This window comes from Azomonas macrocytogenes (assembly GCF_014191985.1).
In the GTDB taxonomy this organism is placed as follows: Bacteria; Pseudomonadota; Gammaproteobacteria; order Pseudomonadales; family Pseudomonadaceae; genus Azomonas; species Azomonas macrocytogenes.
On sequence record NZ_JACHXI010000008.1, the window covers coordinates 49,268 to 64,796 of the forward strand.

The following is a 15,529-nucleotide window of genomic DNA, read 5'->3' on the forward strand; positions in this document are numbered from 1 at the left end:
GCATAAACATATGGATCGGGTGAAGGCAAAACCCGATTCCTGTCGGAGAAGCGCAACCTTCACCCCTTAGCAGCCCAATCGGTCTGCCTGGGAAAGCCGCCAGCCAGCTCCGGGCCGACGACTGGCGAGACCAGATAACCTTGCATAATCTGGCAACCGTGCTCAATCAACCAATCGCGCTGAGCCATACTTTCGACACCCTCGGCAATGACCTCCATCCCCAGGTTGCGCCCCAGCTCCAGGATAGTACTGACGACGGCAGCATCGCGTGGGGAGACCAGCATGTTGGAAATGAACAAGTGATCGATTTTCAGCGTATCGATCTCGAAATGACGCAAATAAGCCAGTGAGGAGTAGCCGGTCCCGAAATCATCGATGGCCACCCGGACACCGAGCTGACGCAGTTTTTCGAGCATAGCGCAGCTATGATCAAGGTCCTGCATCAGCGTACCTTCGGTCACTTCGAGTTCCAGCTGACCGGGTTTCAGGTCCTGCTCACGCAAAAGCTGGCTCAAATTGTTCAACAGGCTATCACTGATGAATTGAACCGGACTGACATTGAGGCTGAGGATCAACTCTTCGCCAAACAGCGATTTCCAGTCATGACATTGACGAATGCCCTTGCGCATCACCCATTGACCAACCCGGTTGATCAAACGTGTTTCTTCCAGCAACGGAACGAAATCTCCCGGCAGAATTTCCTCACCTTGGCGATCCCAGCGCAACAAGGCCTCAAAACCGCGGAGCTTACCGCTGTCCAGATAAACCTGTGGCTGATAGACAAGCCGAAAATCTTCCCGCTCGGTAGCACTGCGCAGGTTTTCTTCCATGATCAGACGGGCATGGGCGCGTTTGTTCATTTCCGGCGAAAAGAAACGGAATTGCTGGCGACCGTTGCGTTTGGCCTCATACATTGCCATATCCGCAGCCCGCAATAATTCATCGACATGCTCGCCACAACCGGGAAAGCAAGCAATACCGATACTGGCGCCCAGAGTCACTTCATTGCCATCGATAGTGTGTTTCACCGAAATCAGTTCAATGAGTTTTTCCGCAACCCTGGCAGCATCCTCGGGGTTATCCAGAGAGTCCAGCAAAGCCGTGAATTCATCGCCGCCCATTCGTCCCAGGATGTCGTAGGAACGCATACAGGTTTCCAGCAGTCGCGCCACTTTGCAGAGAATCGCATCACCGGCCTCGTGCCCCAAGGAATCATTGATGCGCTTGAAACCGTCCAGATCGATGTAAAGAACGGCCATACCTTTGCCGTTGCGATCGACTCGCGATAGCGCCACTTCAAGTGCCTGATTGAAACCACGGCGATTCAGCAGCCCCGTCAGCGCATCGGTGACTGCTTGAGCCTCCAGTTGCGCATGCAGATCGCGTACATCTGACATATCCAGTGCGATGACCACCATGGAGCGCTGCTGTCTAGGTAGTGGTGAACACGATAGCGCTACAGGAAGAGTTCCACCATCGGCGATGCGTAACTGCGCCTCATGTGGACGGTAGGTCTCGCCGTTACGCCAGTGCCGATAGAAATCGGAATTACGCCAGGGAACGTTCACTTCCGGGGCAGCCAGATGATCGAGTAACTGGGTTCCCTCCAGATACTCCACCTGTGTGTGCAACATGCTGGCGATGGCAGGATTGGCAAAACTGATAAAACCATCCTCGCCGACGACCAGAATGCCTTCGGCAGCATTGTTCAGCACCGACGCATTGAAAGCCTGTTCCCTGTCCAGTTGCTGGGCCAGCAATTGCAGATCACGGCGATTGTGCTCGTGGCTAAGCAATGTATTGATCTTGTGTTTGAGCACCTGTGGATCGAAGGGCTTGAGAATGAAATCCACTGCGCCAGTAGCATAGCCCTGAAGCACTGCATCACGGTTATGCGTGTTGGCCGAGACAAAAATAATAGGGATATAGCGAGTATCCGGATTACTACGCATCAAGCGTGCTACTTCGAAACCGTCCATGCCCGGCATCTGTACATCCAGCAAGACCAGTTCAACATCCAGACCAAGCATAGCTTGCAGAGCAGCTTCACCGGAGTTGACGGTATGAACCTGCCAGTCGCCATCGCCCAGCAACGCCTCCATCGCGATAAGATTCGATTCGCGGTCATCAACGACCAGTAACGTTCGACTTCGCGGCAATGCTTTGACTTGTGCCTGAGCCATACTATCCTCACTTGATACAACATTAAGCGCGATGCACGCTCGGTGCAGATCCTTGCGCCTTATCAAAAAGCATTTGATAGACCACAAATTTCCCGGACTTACGGCGTATCGAAGCAAAAGAAGTGCATCGTTTTATTGCCCGGCCAGGCGGTCAGCCAGTTTCACTCGCCGTTATCCGCCCCAACCAGCGTTGAACCAGCACAGCGAACGAATCGCGCTCGAAGGGCCCGGCCAGGCCATCATCGGCACCGGCCTCGATAAGCGCCTCGCGCCTGGCCGGATCGAGACAGAGGATAGGAACCTGGCAGCCATGCTCTTCCCTAAGCGTTTTGATCAGATCCCGAATATCGCCATCGTTGATCGGCGCCAGCAGCACCAAGTCATGCACGGACTCCTCGAAGCGCAACAGCGCCTCTGCAAAACCGGTAGCAGGCGTAGTCTGCAAACCGAACTCATCGAGAAGACCGGACATCACGAAAATATTCTTGACGTCGGCATCGACCAACAGCACCTTGCGTCCCAACCAAGGCTGGCCGACGGCATCCAGACTTGCCAGCGGAGCCTCTATTTTCGGCATCAGAATGGCATCGAACTGTGCCACGTCATCATTGCGCGCCAGGCTAGTACCAGAGTAATGCTGCAAGCGATACAGCTCCGATTCCGGTAATGAATCTCGGCTATAAACAATTACCTTCGTTTCCTTGCCCAAGGGCCGCAAGCGATCCAGTGCTTCCAATAAATCCATACCATCTGCCTCCGGCAGGTCGAAATCGATAACCAAAACTTTGAAATGCCGCTCGGCGAAGGCCAGGCGTGCATCCTCGCTACGGTCTGTCAAGGTGACGCTATAACCGATTCGCTCGAAGTGATCGCGCAGCCGCTGCGCTCTTTCCGGCTCGGCTTCCACCAATAGCAGGCGTTCGGGATTCCCTTCACAGCGCAACCATTCGACGAAGAGCCGCTGCAAATCCGTTCGCGAAACGGGCTTGAGCAGATAACGCAGTGCACCGTCGTGCCAGTCATGCGCCTGAGGCGCATTGGCCAGGATCACCACCGGAACGTCGTGATGGTGCTCATCGGCACGTACCTGCTGGTAACACTGCCAGCCGCTCATGTCAGACAATTGCAGATCCAGCAGCACAGCAGCGAAGCGCTTGTCCTGCAATGCCTCTATGGCATCCTGACCATTGACGCAGTGCATACTGTCGAAACCATAGATCTGCCCGACTTCCATCGCTTGCCTGACATATTCCAGATCCTCGGAGACAATCAGCAGGTACCTGCCTCGACTGGCCAGAAACTGTTCCACTTCGTCTTCAGGCGACGACACCGCCAAAGGCAGTTCGATCGTGAACGTGGACCCCATACCCAGGGAGCTTTCCACACTCAAGCTGCCTTGCAGGACTTCTACCAACTGCTGGCTGATGGCCAAGCCCAGGCCAGCACCACCGTAACGACGGCTGATCGAACCATCGATTTGTTGGAAAGCCAGGAAAATCCGCTTGAATTCGTCTGTCGGAATACCGATTCCAGTATCCCGAACAGCCAGCTGGATTCTTTTTGCCTCGCCCCCTGGCTCATCCGACACACCACGCGCAATGACCTCCACCTCCCCCTGCTCAGTGAATTTCAAGGCATTGGAGAGCAGGTTTCGCAGGATTTGCTGCAGGCGGCCACGGTCACTGACTATCCGGGCCGGAGTATTGGGTTCGATACGGGTATAAAGATGAAGTCCTTTTTGCTCGGCCAGCGGTTGCAAGCTGTCTTCGATCTCACCGAGCAATCCGGCGATATCCAGGGTTTCAAGATTGAGCTGCAGGCGACCAACCTCGATCCGCGAAAGATCCAGTACATCATTGATCAGCCGTAAAAGATCGCTACCGGCTCGATGGATGATGTCGGCATGGTGCACCTGTTTTTCGCTGAGATTGCCGGCCCGGTTGTCCCTGAGCTGATCGCTCAGGATCAGGATGCTGTTGAGCGGCGTGCGCAGCTCATGGGACATATTGGCCAGAAATTCGGACTTATAGCGGTTTACCGTGGCCAACTGGTCCGCTTGGTCGCGCAATCTCAATTCGGCATTCTTGCGATGCGTGATATCGATAAGCACGCTTTGCACCAGCAGTTCATCGCCGCTGCGCAAGGGGGCCAAGCCGACTTCCAGCGGAAGCATGCGACCATCCTTGTGCAACCCGAAAACTTCCCGGTTGCGACCGATCCGGAAAGGTTCTGGATGTTTTTCGAAGGACAGGCACAATTCCTGGTGATTTCGTTGGGTCGACTCCGGCAGCAAGGTCCCCAAGGGCTGGCCGATCAATTCCTGGCGGGAATAACCGAACATCATTTCCGTCTGCCGATTGATCGTGACGATCTGCCCATGGCAATCCGACAAGACGAATGCATTCGGCAAGCCTTCCACCATGTCCCGAAAGCGCTCTTCGGCCCGTTTGAATGCCCGCAAATCGACCAGGTTGAGCACGTAGCGCAACCCATCGCCACGCCTGAAGCGAGTCACATTGAGTGTCACCGGCAACGGTTCGCCAGTAGCCTGGCGGGCAAGAATTTCGGTATCGACCGGGATGCCATGAGCGCCATTCAATACATCCGGCAAGTAATAGCTGAGCCGATTCCCCAGTAGCTGCTCGATATCGACATTCAAGAGTGTCGCGGCACTTCGATTGGCCAATTCGATTCGACCATGTTCATCGCACAACAAGGTGGCGACAGGCAGTTTTTCGATCAGTAGGCGAAAACGTGCTTCTCGCTCACGCAACTCGAGCGTCATGGCCTGACTACTAGCCAGGGCCCGCTCGCGCACGTATAGATAGCCCCCCACTAGCATGGAAAACAGCAGCACCGACGCCAACCCGGCAAAAAGACTGAAGGCACGGCTGCCATTGGCCACGATCAGTTCGTACTGGGGCGTACTCGTTACCATCAACTGCCAGTTACGGCCATACATGTGAATGTGGCGCACATCCCTGTAACTCGCCTTGATCGATTCATCCAGGCGCTCTTTCAGTAATGGCTGGGCCGGCTCGGCGAAATCGACGATCTGCAGGCGGAACAGATCCTTACGTGCCTTCAGGATGCCCTCCATCAGGTCATCCAGCCGAAAGGCTCCATACAGAACGCCAAGAAAAGCCTTGCGCCGCTCATCGGCACTGGAAATAGGCGCTGAAGTCTTGTAGATCGGCAAAAACAGCAGAACACCGCGCTGGGCATTTTCGTCAGTTTCCTGGAGCAGGCGCAGTGGCCCGGTCACCACAGGAAAACCGGTATCGCGCGCATAGACGATGGTTTCATGGCGAACGCTCTCGCTCATCAGATCGAAGCCAAGTACCTTGCGGTTCCGCCATATCTGCGGGTGCGTATACTCGACCACCACGTATTCTTCCCGCTTTCCTTCGGGATACACGTGAAAATCCGGACGTTCGCGGCTGATCGAATTGACCAAGGCTTGCAATTGCTCGTTCCTGGCATAAAGCGCCAGGCTCACAGCTTGAATTCCGGGGTAGATCTCCTGTAATTGCAACTGGTCGGTGGTTTTGAGCCAATCCTCGGGGCTGACCTTATCTCTTGCGGCAATGAATCCCGCAAGACCACGCAAGACCATTTCGTAGGCCTGCATGCGTTCCCTGAGCCTATGCTCGATATAGTCGACTTCGAAGTTGAAACGTCCCTCTTGTTCTTGCCGGGCGCGTTGCTCCAGAGCCTGCCACTGCCAACCGACCCACCCTCCGAGCCCAGCCGTCAATGTCAGGGTTACCAACACCGGGAGCCAAGGCTTACGGATACTCAGAGTGGGACGATCTTCCATTAGACCTCCCGTACTGCTACTGGCTCGCAATCAACACGCTTTGGATTAGGAAAAGGGCCAGAGGTTCCTACAGGCGGGAGGAAAAGCCGAGAATTGTGACACTATCGTGATATCAAGACAGGCGAAGCCATGATGGCTTCGCCAGGAAACGCGAGAATCGACGAATGATTGATTTTAATTAAAATGTTACGGCTGGGTAGCTGGCTGTTGCGGCAACGGATGCAGATTGACTTCGACCCGCCGGTTCTGGGCACGCCCGGACTCGGTACGATTGTCGCCAACCGGTTGATCGGGACCGGCACCACGTGTCGTCACCCGGGCTCCGTTTACCCCCTGGGCAATCAAATAATTGGCGACACTCTGCGCGCGACGCTGGGACAGGGCCAGGTTGTTCTGATACGAACCAGTGCTGTCCGTATAACCGACGATCTCAATGGTGTTCTGATCGTATTGCTTGAAGGAATTCGCCAGGTTGTTCAGCGGTGTATAGAAATTTCCGGCGATATCGGCCGAATTGGTGGCGAAGGTGATATTGCCCGGCATGATCAATTTGATGTCGTCACCTTGACGCTGAACTTCTACGCCGGTTCCAGCCATCTGCTCGCGTAGCTGAGCCTCTTGCTTGTCGGCATAGTAACCGTAACCGGCGCCGCCCGCCCCTCCCAATGCCGCCCCAATCAGTGCACCCCGGCCACGATGGTCATGATCGATCAACGCACCGGCAGCAGCGCCAGCGATGGCCCCAATACCACCGTAGGTGGCAGTGTGATTGCTGCTACCCTGCTGGCCACCGGACTGATTGCCATAGGGATTATTGTTGCTATCGGAAGCACAACCAGCCAGTAGGGATAATGCCGTTGCGGCAATGATCAGGCGAGGTGAAGTAAACATGTACATACTGCTCCTTTTACTCAGGCCCCTCTGGATGGGGTCATGACATCGTCATAATAATGGTTGGAAATTTCCAGCGCCGCTACGCTTGAATGCGAATGCCCGGATTTTCGCCATCTTGGCACGCCTCAGCAACCCTCGTGACCTTCAGCCTTGGCGCATATCGGCGCTGGAGCCAACCTTACTGCCTGAGCCAATCTACTCGAGCAGGCTCAACTCGCGGGCACGACTCATGGCCTGAGTGCGGCTGGCGACCTGCAATTTGCCATAGAGATTCTTCAGATGCCATTTCACTGTTTCAGCGGAAATAGCCAGGTTGCGGGCAATTTCCTTGTTCGATTGGCCAGCGGCAAGCAGGCGCAATGTCTGGGTTTCGCGCTCGCTCAAGGCAAGAGCGGTATCGCTGGAAGAGTCGCCATTCGGCAAGGTGCTACCCAAGTGCGTACACAGGGTTCCAATATAAGTAGTCATGCCGACAGAGATACCATCCGTGCCGGAGCAGAGAAAGAGCACTGGCAACAGTGCCGGTCCGGCATCGATCAGGCTATACAGCAGGTTTTCTCGTTGCCCGAGACGCAGTGCCGGCAGCAATGTATCGACAGCTGCAGCATGCTCACCCGCCAGCCAGAGGGCCAACGACCAAAGCGAACGCAGACGCATGCCTTCAAGCATTTGCCCATTGCCTTCGAACTCTGCCACCAGCAGGGCCAATACTTCCGCTGCCAGAACATTCCGCCCTCGGGCCAGCAGTAGGCGTGCATGGGCAATTCTCGCGTAATGCCGGCAGTTCGGCATTGCTCCATTGTCGTTTTGCAGCAACTCCATTTGCTGCTGAGTGTGCGCGGCGCCCCCCAGATCGCCGCGATGGAGTTGCAGACGAACCTGTTCGACCAGAAGGGCCGCCTGCAAACGATCCCAACGGCGTTGCGCAGCAATCTGCAAAGCATGCTGAAGCAGGAGCTGCGCTTGTGCTATCGCATCCCTGGCCAGCGCTTGCCGGGTCAAAGCCCGATAAGCGGCCAGGACGCCATCGAGCGGAGTGAAACGATCGATCTGCAAACGCCTTGGCGTGATCAACATATCCAGTCGCTCCCAGTCGCCACGCTCACCAGCCAGTTCAGCCAGGAGTGCAGCCAAGGTAGCGCTGCCGATGGAGTGTGAGCCGGTCAGTCGATCGGCATATTCCATCGCTTGCAGAAAATAGGTTTCGCCAGTGCGCAGATCACCCTGGCGCACATGGCTTTGGCCAAGTACGAAAGCCTGATAAACACTGACAAACAAATTTTCCATCGGCGTACCTGGACAAGGCATGCGCCGTTGCACAGCCTGCACATCGTCATGACGACCCTGGATCAGATAGCCATAGCTCAGAATGTTGCAGACCAACCCGTCGACCCAGGTATCGCCGCTGGGCAGTTGCGTCAATAAAGGCTCGGCCAGAGCGATACCCGTTTCAGTGTTTTCAGCGAAGGTTTCACAGATAGCATTGACTACATCCAGCTTGATACGCAAGTCGCGCCGCGCCGGATACAAGGCGAACCACTGGCGCAGTTCGCCAAGCAAACGCCGCGAATCCTCGAAGCGAAAACGATGCGCCAACGCCCAGGCCAGGTTGAGTTGCAAACCAATCCGGTGCTCATCGGTAGTCATCGGCAATTGTTCGAGCCAACGCAGCAGGGTGTCGATATCGCCCTGTTCAGCCAGCGATTGCGCCCCCGGCTCAGCCCGGCCTGACGTGTATTCCACCTTGCCGGCGGCCAGTGCATGGCGAATCGCTTCAGCCCATAGGTTCTGACCAGCGAACCAGTTGCCGGCACGCTCGTGCAGTTCGGCAAGGCCCAGTTCGCTGCGACGACGCAAACGTGCTTGCAGGACTTCGGCAAACAAGTGGTGATAACGGAACCACTCGCCGCGGTCGTCCAATGCTGCAACGAACAAATTGTGCCGCTCGATCCAGGCGAGCATGGCATGGCCATCGCTGCGACCGATAACGGCATTACAGAGTTCGGCCGTGAAGCGATTGAGAATGGATGTCTGCACCAGAAAGTCGTCTACTTCGGCTGGCAGCAACTCGAACACCACATCTTGCAGATAACGATCCACCAGGCGCCCACCATGGCCCAGACTATCGATGGCGCGCTCGGGATCGCTCTTCATCGAAGGTGACAACGTAGCCATCTGCATGCCAGTGATCCAACCTTCGGTCAGCTCCAGCAGTCGCTGCGTCTGGACGCAGCTCAGGGCCAGCAAAGCGGAATCGGCAAAATAATACCGAGCCTCTCCAAGATCGAAACGCAGCTCGTTGGCTTCGATCTCGATCAGTTGGTTATACGAGCGCAATCGGCTCAACGGTAGCGGCGGTATGCAGCGACTACCAAGCAGCACATGCAGTCCAGCCGGTGCATGCTCCAGCAGGCAGGAAAAACTGCGATGGATCGCGCCGTCGCGGATCACGTGATAATCATCGACGATCAGAAAAATCGGCGTACCCACTGCTTGCAAGGCATTGATCAGATAACCCGGCAAGCGTTCTATCGATGGCAAATCAGCGACCAAAGGAGCGAGCTGCTCTCTGAGATTCGGATGCAGCCCTAACAATGCCTCAAGCAGATACCGGCAGAAGTATTCAGGCACATTGTCGCTTTCATCCAGGCTCAACCAGGCAACGGCCTCGCCGCGCCCGTGCAACAGATTTCGCCACTGGGCGAGCAACGTAGTCTTACCGAAACCGGCTCCGGCACAGACCAGTGCCAGGGTACGCTCTGCCAACGCATCGAGTTTTTCCAGAAGCCGCGGCCGAGCCAGCAGTACACCGGGTGAGCGCGGCGGTACGAGCTTGGTAGTGATCAATGGCAAGCCTTGCGCCAGACTGTAGGCAGCCTGGCCCTGAGCAGGTGAAAAGGTACAATCGGGATGGGAATGATCCATCGTTCATCTACCTCGGGCCGGTCGTTCCGGCCTGTTTTTATTTTTTAAGCAAGCGCGAGTGAAACGCCTTCGAAAAGCCTGGATCCGGATACTGGAAGCAGTCGATGGCTTTTCATCTTCACCGTTCAAATCATGGACTACAGACTAGGCTAGAACAGCAGGATTCTGCGCCGATACCTAGCCTACATTAGACGCAGATCAAGCGGATATTCGAGAATCAGACGCAACTCATCAATATTGGATTCAGCCGTATGGTCGCCGCTTACCCGGTGGGTAGCCTGAAACATTTTGAACGTAAGATTTTTCGCCAGTCCGCCCTGCACTATGTAGCTGAGCCAGAAATTGCGCTCCCAATGCCGACCATGGCGAATATTTTTATAAGCGCTATAACCCGATGCGACATCGCGCCCATCGATATCGCTGCCACGGACATAACGGGTAATGAGCGTCAAACCGGGAATCCCCATTGCCGCAAAGTCATAGTCATAGCGAAACAGCCAGACGCGCTCGTTGGGATTATTGAAGTCAGACACCTGCGAGTTGGTATTTAAAAAGTAATCCCAAGTGTGCCAGACGTAATCGAACGGCGAATCCTTATCGATCCGGGTGTGCGCCACAGTGAAAGAGTGAGGGCCCGCAGTCAGGCCAACCTGAGCGCTCCACGAATCGCTTCTGAAATGCCCCAATAACGCTTTGCCGGTATCGCGGGTACGGTAATAGCGAAGATTGGCATTAAGAACCAACCTGTCGTTCAATGGCTGGATCCAATCGGCATAAAAGGCTGACTGATTCCAGATGTTGTCGAGTCGGCCATGATGCAGCCGCAGCATGAAGCGACTGTCATAGTTGTAATCGATACCGCCATAGACAAAATCGTCAGCCTGCTTGAAAAGCCCACCATACGCCGTCCCCAGATCGTTGTTGTGACCAGTGGCCGTACGATCGCTTTCAGATGTCAGCTTGCCGCCCTGCAAGGTCATCCCCTTGATTGAAGTATTCCAGAACAGGGCGCCGCGGAAGCTTTGCGGCAGCAGGCGAATATCACTGGTATTGAGCACAGGACTGGCGGGACGGACATCGCCATAGCGAAGCTCGGTATCGAAAAAGCGCATCTTCAATTCGTAATCGACCCTGCCGAATTCGCTCTTGGACCGGCCATCGCGATTATGACCACGACGCGGCAGCAAGCCGGGACCACCGTTGCCATCACCTGCCAGACCCTCTCCCCCGTCCAGCTTCACACCATACAAACCACGCAGATCCAGACCGAACCCAACTGGACCTCGGGTAAAGCCGGATTCGAAATTAGCGATCACGCCATGCGCCCATTCGGCACGCCGGCCTTTCTTTTCCTTGGTATGCGGATTGACCACGCTGTCACCATTGCGGAAATCCTGGGAGAAATAAAAATTGCGATTGAGCGCATGGAAAGCAGCATCCTCGAAAAAACCTTCTCCCACTGCCAGTCCCGGTAAAGCGAAAGCTGCACAAAGGCTGAAGACACAGCCCGGATTCTTGTCGTAGCGCATGGATTCTTTCCTATCGGCCAGCCGCGACGATCCACAGGACAGCCGAAGCCGTACCCGCTGGAGACGTAATGCGGGAACCTGTCGAATTGGTTTTGTCGTTGGGCGGATCAGGGCAACTCAGCAATAGCGCGCGTGTGCCACTCGATATGGCTCCCACCAGAAGCCTCGCCAGCGTTCGGACGCTGCCGGACCAACGATGCCGCAAAGGCGCAATGGAAGGTGCTCATCCAGCCGTGGTTTGCGCTGCATAGCGAGCTGGCCGAGTGATTCGAGCCAGAGGTCAGCCAGTGTCGAGAACCTCGCCCGACGACAGGCCTGCAGGCCATGGGCGAAAGAAAAGATGCGATAGAAAGGGTGTCGAGCCATTGTCGATTTACCTTGGGGCCGGTCTGTTTGACCTGTTCTTGTTTTCGATTGGTCCCGCTGACCGGCAGTACTTGCCAATAGCCGCCGCGGAGAACGCATTACCCCGCAACGATAATACCCCGTCCCTCTTTCAGCTCCCCCCCATCCGGGTAGCTAGCCCCCGTTCGCTGATTTTTCTACGGTAGGAAATGGCAGATGACAGCCAGCTATCACGAACGAGTCGTGGTGAATCCGAAATAATAAGAGAGGGCCTCCCATGTCCCAGGACAAGCAGAAACTGCTGCACGCCTACCGCAAGATGCGTGAAATTCGTACCTTCGAAGAGCGACTTCACAAGGAAAATACTACCGGTGAAATTCCCGGTTTCATTCACCTCTACAGTGGCGAAGAAGCCATTGCCGTAGGTGTTTGCGAGCACCTCAGCGATCAGGATTACATCGGCTCCACCCACCGCGGCCATGGCCACTGCATTGCCAAGGGCTGCGATATCCGCGGCATGATGGCGGAAATCTTTGGCAAGGAAACCGGCCTCTGCCGTGGCAAGGGTGGTTCCATGCACATTGCCGACCTATCCAAGGGCATGCTCGGTGCCAACGCCATTGTCGGCGGTGCCCCGCCTTTAGTAATTGGTGCCAGCCTCACCGCCAAAACCCTTGGCACCGGCGGGGTCGGCGTTTCTTTCACCGGCGACGGCGGTTCCAATCAGGGGCTGGTATTCGAGGCCATGAATATGGCGGTGGTTCTGAAACTGCCCACCATCTTCGTCTTCGAGAACAATGGTTATGGCGAAGGCACCGGCCACGATTACGCGGTCGGCAGCCGAGACATCGCCGGACGCGCTGCTGGATTCGGCATGCCCTCGGTGAAAGTGGATGGTACGGATTTCTTCGCCGTGCATGAGGCAGTCGGCGAAGCGATCAGACGTGCTCGCGAAGGTGGCGGACCCAGTGCCATCGAAGCCATCGCGTATCGCTGGCATGGCCACTTCGAAGGTGATCCCATGCTCTATCGCGCCGATGGTGAAGTGGAACGCCTGCGCGCGGAAAAAGACCCGCTGAAGATCTTCCGTGCCCAATTGGGCAAACAGATCGCCGACGCGGAGTTCGACGCCATCGACGCCGAAGTCGAGGCACTGGTAGACGAAGCGGTGGCCAAGGCCCGGGCGGATAGCTATCCACCCGTGGAAAACCTTCTCACCGACGTTTACGTGTCTTACTAAGGAGCGATGGAAAATGGCGATCAGAACTTATCGGGAAGCGGTACGCGAAGCCCTGGCCCAGGAAATGGAGCACGACCCGCGCGTGGTGCTCATCGGCGAGGACCTGTGTGGCGGACAAGCCGGCAGCTCGCCGCTGGAGAAGAACAAGGAAGCCCTGGGTGGCGTACTGGGGGTGACCAAGGGTTTGTGGACCCAGTTCGGCTCGTCGCGGGTGATCGACACGCCGATCACCGAGTCGGCGATTGTCGGCATGGCTGCCGGCGCAGCGGTAACTGGCTTGCGTCCGGTAGCCGAGCTGATGTTCATGGACTTCTTCGGCGTCTGCCACGACATGCTCTACAACCAGGCGGCGAAATTCCGCTACATGTTCGGTGGCCGGGCGAAAACGCCATTGGTCATACGTGGCATGATCGGCGCCGGCTACTCGGCCGCGGCACAGCATTCGCAGTCACCCTACAACATCTTTGCCACCACACCCGGCCTCAAGGTGGTGGTCCCCTCCACGCCCTATGACATCAAGGGTCTGCTGATCCAGTCGATCCGCGATGACGACCCGGTGGTGTTCTGTGAGCACAAGGCACTTTATGACATTAAGGGTGAAGTCCCTGAAGAGAGCTACACCATCCCCTTTGGCGTAGCCAACTACACCCGTGAAGGCACCGATGTAACCATCATTGCCCTGGCCGCCATGGTCCACAAAGCCAACGCCGTGGCCGACAAGCTGGCCAAGGAAGGCATTTCGGTGGAAGTGGTCGATCCACGCACCATCTCGCCACTGGATGAAGAAGGCATCCTCGAATCGGTGAGCTCCACTGGCCGCGTGGTGATTGTCGACGAATCCGCCGCGCGCTTCGGTTTCGCCCATGATGTCGCTGCGCTGATCGCCTCTCAGGCATTCCACTTCCTCAAGGCGCCGATTGTCATGGTCACCCCGCCACACACGCCGGTACCTTTCTCGCCGCCACTGGAGCAGGCCTGGATACCCAGCGTGGACCGCATCGAGGCCGCCGTGCGGCAAGTGATGGAGGCCTGACATGAGTGCCATACAAGGTATCGAAGTACCGAAATGGGGCCTTTCCATGGAGGAAGGCACCCTGAGCAACTGGCTGATCGCCGAAGGCGACAGCTTCAAGGCTCACCAGGAAATCTGCGAGATCGAAACCAGCAAGATTTCCAATGTGATGGAAGCGCCATTCGATGGTGTCTTGCGGCGTATCGTCGCCAAGCCAGGCGAAACCCTGCCGGTAGGCGGATTGCTGGGGGTCGTTGCCGACGCGTCGGTTCCCGACGCCGAAATCGATGCGTTCATCGCTTCCCGAAGCCAGACCAATGGTGCGCCAGCCCCGGCAGTTGCAGCGGCCCCGTCGCCAGCGGCAGCTCCGCCAGCCAGTGCGCCAAAAGCCGATGCTCCAGCCGCTGCGCAGGCCAGCCGCCCGAGCGAATCCACTCAAGCAAGCGTAGAGCCTGCCGGCGCTACCCAAGTTCCACAGCCACTGCTCGGCAAGACCGATGCCGGTAGTGTGTTCGCAACACCACACGCCTTGCGCCTGGCGAACGAGTTGGGGATCGACTTGGGCAAGGTAAACGGCAGCGGACGCGGCGGACGGATCTCGCTGCAGGATCTGGAAAACGCCATCGTAAGCCAAGGTGGACGCCTGGCAACGCGCCAACCGGTGCGACGCAACGCCGGCCCGCCCCGATCCCGTGCCGACGATAGCCGTATCCCGGCCACGCCACTGGCACGTCGATTGGCGGTAAAGCTCGGCGTCAATCTCAACGACTGTCGAGCCACCGGCTCGCATGGACGGGTCTGTCAAGCCGATGTGGAGCTGGTACACCATGCTCGTCAGGAAAACCTGCCAGCCCCACAGCAAGCGCTGGTGCATGTGCCCGACAACAGCTCGTTCGGCACCCAGCCGCTGTCGGCCATGCGTCGTGCCATCGCCGCACGCCTGCAGGAATCCAAGCGCAACGCACCGCATTACCGACTGACGGTCGATCTGGATCTGGAGCGCATGTTGTCGTTGCGCCAGGAAATCAATGCCTCGGTACCGGGCGTAAAAGTCTCGGTCAATGACCTGCTGATCAAGGCCTGCGCCCAGGCATTGCTCAAAGTGCCGGATGTCAACGTGCAATACGACGAAGCCAGCCAAAGCATTCGCCGCTATGCCGATGCAGACATCGCTGTAGCCGTGGCCCTGCCGGCCGGATTGATTACCCCCATCGTACGGGCCGCCAACCGCAAATCGATTGCGGAAATCTCCGAGGAAATGCATCGACTGGCAACCAAAGCCAAGGCCGGTACGCTAAAACCCGATGAGTTCCAGGGCGGCACATTCAGCCTGTCCAATCTCGGCATGCTCGGCGTACGTCAGTTCGACGCCATCATCAACCCGCCGCAGGCCGCAATTCTGGCGATCGGCGCCGGCGAACAGCGCGTCGTCGTACATGAAGGAGAAATAGCGATCCGCAATCAGGTCACCGTCTCGCTGTCGTGTGACCATCGGGTCATTGACGGTGCCCTGGGCGCGACTTTCCTGCAGGAACTCAAGCGCCTGGTCCAGGCCCCAACCCTGATGCTGGCCTGAGGATA

9 protein-coding genes are annotated in these 15,529 nt (G+C 56.8%); 3 read left to right on the forward strand and 6 right to left on the reverse strand.

The features are described 5' to 3' along the window. Nucleotides 1-59: 59 nt before the first annotated feature. The 6 genes from FHR87_RS09620 to FHR87_RS09645 all read right to left on the reverse strand — a co-directional run bounded on the left by FHR87_RS09620 (nucleotide 60) and on the right by FHR87_RS09645 (nucleotide 11,717). The gene (locus FHR87_RS09620; protein ID WP_183166511.1) at nucleotides 60-2,183 is read right to left on the reverse strand and encodes a putative bifunctional diguanylate cyclase/phosphodiesterase; all 2,124 of its coding nucleotides are present in this window, start codon (nucleotides 2,181-2,183) and stop codon (nucleotides 60-62) included. A gap of 151 nt (nucleotides 2,184-2,334) precedes the next feature. Then, the gene (locus FHR87_RS09625) at nucleotides 2,335-6,003 is read right to left on the reverse strand and encodes a CHASE domain-containing protein (protein ID WP_183166512.1); all 3,669 of its coding nucleotides are present in this window, start codon (nucleotides 6,001-6,003) and stop codon (nucleotides 2,335-2,337) included. 186 nt (nucleotides 6,004-6,189) lie between these two features. Next, nucleotides 6,190-6,894 carry a YiaD family glycine zipper/OmpA-like lipoprotein gene (locus FHR87_RS09630; RefSeq protein ID WP_183166513.1) on the reverse strand — a complete coding sequence of 235 codons (705 nt, stop codon included), beginning with the start codon at nucleotides 6,892-6,894 and terminating at the stop codon, nucleotides 6,190-6,192. A gap of 198 nt (nucleotides 6,895-7,092) precedes the next feature. Further along, nucleotides 7,093-9,822 carry a winged helix-turn-helix domain-containing protein gene (locus FHR87_RS09635; protein WP_183166514.1) on the reverse strand — a complete coding sequence of 910 codons (2,730 nt, stop codon included), beginning with the start codon at nucleotides 9,820-9,822 and terminating at the stop codon, nucleotides 7,093-7,095. Between the two features lie 182 nt (nucleotides 9,823-10,004). Beyond that, on the reverse strand, nucleotides 10,005-11,351 hold the full coding sequence (locus tag FHR87_RS09640) for an OprD family porin (RefSeq protein ID WP_183166515.1): 1,347 nt from the start codon (nucleotides 11,349-11,351) through the stop codon (nucleotides 10,005-10,007). A gap of 117 nt (nucleotides 11,352-11,468) precedes the next feature. Further along, nucleotides 11,469-11,717, reverse strand: a complete 249-nt coding sequence (locus FHR87_RS09645; protein WP_183166516.1) for a hypothetical protein — start codon at nucleotides 11,715-11,717, stop codon at nucleotides 11,469-11,471. A gap of 256 nt (nucleotides 11,718-11,973) precedes the next feature. Here FHR87_RS09645 and FHR87_RS09650 point away from each other — a divergent pair, with 256 nt between their 5' ends. From FHR87_RS09650 to FHR87_RS09660, 3 genes are read left to right on the forward strand one after another with little or no spacing between them, the layout of a single operon-like run. Next, entirely contained in the window at nucleotides 11,974-12,936 is a 963-nt protein-coding gene (locus tag FHR87_RS09650; protein WP_183166517.1) for a thiamine pyrophosphate-dependent dehydrogenase E1 component subunit alpha, read from the forward strand. 13 nt (nucleotides 12,937-12,949) lie between these two features. Further along, complete coding sequence (locus FHR87_RS09655; protein ID WP_183166518.1) at nucleotides 12,950-13,969, forward strand: alpha-ketoacid dehydrogenase subunit beta; 1,020 nt, start codon at nucleotides 12,950-12,952, stop codon at nucleotides 13,967-13,969. Between the two features lies 1 nt (nucleotide 13,970). After that, nucleotides 13,971-15,524: a 2-oxo acid dehydrogenase subunit E2 gene (locus FHR87_RS09660; RefSeq protein ID WP_183166519.1), complete on the forward strand. Its 1,554-nt coding sequence runs from the start codon at nucleotides 13,971-13,973 to the stop codon at nucleotides 15,522-15,524. Nucleotides 15,525-15,529: the final 5 nt, after the last annotated feature.

Bases quoted from the DNA above. Each gene is read 5' to 3' on its own strand.
- FHR87_RS09620 (WP_183166511.1), bottom strand. From the start codon at position 2,183: ATGGCTCAGGCACAAGTCAAAGCATTGCCGCGAAGTCGAACGTTACTG.
- FHR87_RS09625 (WP_183166512.1), bottom strand. From the start codon at position 6,003: ATGGAAGATCGTCCCACTCTGAGTATCCGTAAGCCTTGGCTCCCGGTG.
- FHR87_RS09630 (WP_183166513.1), bottom strand. From the start codon at position 6,894: ATGTTTACTTCACCTCGCCTGATCATTGCCGCAACGGCATTATCCCTA.
- FHR87_RS09635 (WP_183166514.1), bottom strand. From the start codon at position 9,822: ATGGATCATTCCCATCCCGATTGTACCTTTTCACCTGCTCAGGGCCAG.
- FHR87_RS09640 (WP_183166515.1), bottom strand. From the start codon at position 11,351: ATGCGCTACGACAAGAATCCGGGCTGTGTCTTCAGCCTTTGTGCAGCT.
- FHR87_RS09645 (WP_183166516.1), bottom strand. From the start codon at position 11,717: ATGGCTCGACACCCTTTCTATCGCATCTTTTCTTTCGCCCATGGCCTG.
- FHR87_RS09650 (WP_183166517.1), top strand. From the start codon at position 11,974: ATGTCCCAGGACAAGCAGAAACTGCTGCACGCCTACCGCAAGATGCGT.
- FHR87_RS09655 (WP_183166518.1), top strand. From the start codon at position 12,950: ATGGCGATCAGAACTTATCGGGAAGCGGTACGCGAAGCCCTGGCCCAG.
- FHR87_RS09660 (WP_183166519.1), top strand. From the start codon at position 13,971: ATGAGTGCCATACAAGGTATCGAAGTACCGAAATGGGGCCTTTCCATG.